The following is a 3,048-nucleotide window of genomic DNA, read 5'->3' as shown; positions in this document are numbered from 1 at the left end:
GCCGCCCCCCCCCCCCGGCCCCCCCCGCGAGAGCCCGCTACGGCCCCCCGCGCGCGGCCCGCGGGGGGGGGGCCCGCGGGCGCGTCGCCCTGCTCGCCCCCGGTCCGCCGGGGCGGGGCTCAGGCGGTGTGGAGCCGGAGGCCGTACCGGTTCAGGATCTCGTTGACCGGCTGGAACCACGTCTGGCCGCCGCTGGAGCAGTTGCCCCAGCCGCCGGAGGTGACGCCCTGGGCCTGGTCGCCGCTCAGGAACGAGCCGCCGGAGTCGCCGCCCTCGGCGCAGACGCTCGTCTTGGTCATCTGGTACACCGCGCCCTGGCTGTAGTTGACCGTCTCGTTCTTGGCCAGCACCGTGCCGCAGTGCCAGTGCGTCGTCGAGCCGGAACGGCAGATCGAGGCGCCCACCGGAGCCTCGGCCGAGCCGCGTACCAGCTGGTCCGGGATGGTGCCCCAGCCCAGCACCACCGGCACGGTCCACCAGCCGCTGTGGATGGAGACGTACGCGTAGTCGTCGCCGGGGAACGACGAGCCCTGGAAGGTGCCCATCGCGGACCCGTCCCAGCCGCGCACCGCCGCCCCGGCCCGCCCGCAGTGCCCGGCCGTGACGAAGCCGCCGTGCACGGAGAAGCCGATCGAGCAGCGGACGTTGCCCGTGTAGTACGGATCGCCGCCGACCGTGCCGGCCGCGTACGTACGGGGCGCCTGCGCCGTCTCGGCGACGGTGACGGGCCCGCCGGCCCGTGCCCGGTCCAGGAACGCCCGGACGGCGGGGGAGTGCCGCTCGGCGCGCACGACGTCGACCACCACGCTGTTGGTCCTCGGGTCGACGTGCCAGCCGGCCACCCCGCCCGGCGCGCTCAGCCCGTCCAGGCGGGCCTTGGCGCGGTCCAGAGCGGCGGCACTGTGCCGGACCAGCCGGGTGTCGGCGCCCAGGGCCCGTACCCCCGCCTCCTCGGCGCGGTCGGTCACGGCGACGACGAGCCGGCCGGCCGCCGGGTCGAACCACGAACCGCCGTAGGCGGCGCCGGCCCGGTCCCGGGCGGCCTTCTCCACGGCGACGGCGGCCTTCTCGGCCCGCAGCCGCTCCTCGGCCTGGGCCGAGGTGAGCCCGAAGTCGCGGCGCATCGCGTCGAGCAGTCCGGCCGAGGCGGCCGGCGCCGAGGCGGTGGGCTCGGGGATCGGTGCGGCACTCGCCGCACCGGCCTGGGCGGCGCCCAGGCCGACCGTCAGGAGCAGGGCGGCGACGGCGGAGCGCAGGGGGGTGGTGCGTTTCACGGAACCTCCAGGGGTGGGGGAGCCAAACGCCTGAGAGCGCTCTCAAGCGAGCGCAGGGACACGCTAGCCGCCCTGACTTGTCAGGTCCATACCATCTTTCGGACTGCGGGCCGCGCCCCCCGGCCGTTAGGCGAACTGCCGCCGTACGGCGGGCTGCTCGTCTCGACGGACACTCCTGGGGAAGCACCCTCTAGGATGTCGGCCGCGCGTCCACGTCACCCACGGTTGACGTCCCGCGCGACCGCGACTCACGTACTACGGGGGAGAACACCGGTGTTCGGAATCATCAGGCCATGCCGCCATCGCCTCGGCGAGGGCTTGCGTACCGAGTGGATGGCGCATCTGTGCGGGCTCTGCCTGGCCCTGCGCGGCGAGTACGGGCAGTTCGCGCGCGTGGCCACCAACTACGACGGCCTGATCGTCTCGGTGCTCACCGAGGCCCAGTCCGAGCGCACCGGGGACTGGCGGCGCGGTGCCGGGCCGTGCCCGCTGCGCGGGATGCGGTCGGCGGACGTCGCCCAGGGCGAGGGCGCGCGGCTGGCCGCGACGGTCTCGCTGGTCCTGGCCGCGGCCAAGATACGCGACCATGTGGCCGACGGCGACGGCCTGGTGGCGCGCCGCCCGGTGGCGCTGGCCGCCCGCCGGATCGCCCGCGGCTGGGACCGCGCGGGCGCGGCGGGCGGCGAACGGCTCGGCTTCGACACGGCGGTGCTGCTCGACGCGGTGGAACGCCAGTCGGACATCGAGCGCGCGACCGGCCTCGGCGGCTCGCTGCTGACGGTCACGGAACCCACCGAGACGGCGACCGCCGCCGCCTTCTCGTACACCGCCGTGCTCGCGGACCGACCGGGCAACGCCGCACCGCTGGCGGAAGCAGGCCGGCTCTTCGGCCGCCTGGCGCATCTCCTCGACGCGGTGGAGGACCTGGACGCGGACCGGGCGTCGGGCGCCTGGAACCCGATCGCGGCGACCGGCGCCGGCCGGGCCGAGGTGCGCCGACTCTGCGACGACGCCGTCCACGGCATCCGACTCGCCCTGACCGACGCCGAGTTCGTCGACGACCGGCTGGTGCGGACGCTCCTGGGCGGGGAGTTGGAGCGCGCCGTCGACCGCGTCTTCGACCCCCGGCACCGGAACCACCAGCACCGCCGCCCGACGCCGGGCCCGCGCCGCATGCTGCCCTGGCTGGGCGAACGCCGCGCCGCCGCCGACCCGGCCCAGCAGACCGGCACGGACACGGCCTGCGGCGTCGGGGCGCTCACGGCCATGGCGCCGGAGGGCCCTTCGATGGCGTCGGGCCGGCCGCCGGAGGGGGAGTGCCGGCGCTGCCGCGAGTGGCGCCGGCTCTGCGCCGACTGCCGGCTGTGCCACAACTGCTGCCGCTGCGCCGAGGACGCCGGCGAGGACGAGCCCGTGGAGTTCGGCGACGGCGGTTCGAACCAGGGCGGCTCCGGCGGTGACGGATGGTTCGGCGGCGGTGGCGGCCGGGGCGGCGGCAACTCCGGCGGCTCCCAGGGCGGTTGGGGCGGCGGTGGAAACAGCTCCGGAGGTTCCGGCGGCTCCGGCGGCTCCGGCGGCTGGGGTGGTTCCGGCGGAGGCTCCGGCGGCGGCTCGGGCGACGGCTGCTGCAACCCGTGCAAGTGCTGCTGCGACTGCTGCGACTGAACGACGGCGGTGGCCCCGCGGGCCCGCCCCGGCCCCCCCCCCGGCCCAACCCCCCCCCCCCCTGCGCCGGGGGGTGCCGGCCGCCCCCCGGCGGGGGTGCGAGAACCAG

2 protein-coding genes are annotated in these 3,048 nt (G+C 76.8%); one reads left to right on the top strand and one right to left on the bottom strand.

The annotated features are described in order from the left end of the window. Positions 1-119: 119 nt before the first annotated feature. A complete protein-coding gene (locus ACFW1I_RS29690) occupies positions 120-1,274 on the bottom strand; it encodes a S1 family peptidase (protein ID WP_384675674.1) in 1,155 nt (384 codons plus the stop codon). A 333-nt stretch (positions 1,275-1,607) separates the two neighbouring features. On the opposite strand from ACFW1I_RS29690, the gene ACFW1I_RS29685 reads away from it, so the two are divergent. Then, on the top strand, positions 1,608-2,939 hold the full coding sequence (locus ACFW1I_RS29685; protein ID WP_384675672.1) for a DUF5685 family protein: 1,332 nt from the start codon (positions 1,608-1,610) through the stop codon (positions 2,937-2,939). Positions 2,940-3,048 lie beyond the last annotated feature (109 nt).

Origin of the sequence: Streptomyces sp. NPDC058955 (genome assembly GCF_042741435.1) — a bacterium.
GTDB lineage: Bacteria > Actinomycetota > Actinomycetes > Streptomycetales > Streptomycetaceae > Streptomyces.
The sequence above is the reverse complement of the archived record's forward strand: the minus strand, read 5'-3'. Positions and strand labels throughout refer to the sequence as shown.

Bases quoted from the DNA above. Each gene is read 5' to 3' on its own strand.
- ACFW1I_RS29685 (WP_384675672.1), top strand. From the start codon at position 1,608: ATGGCGCATCTGTGCGGGCTCTGCCTGGCCCTGCGCGGCGAGTACGGG.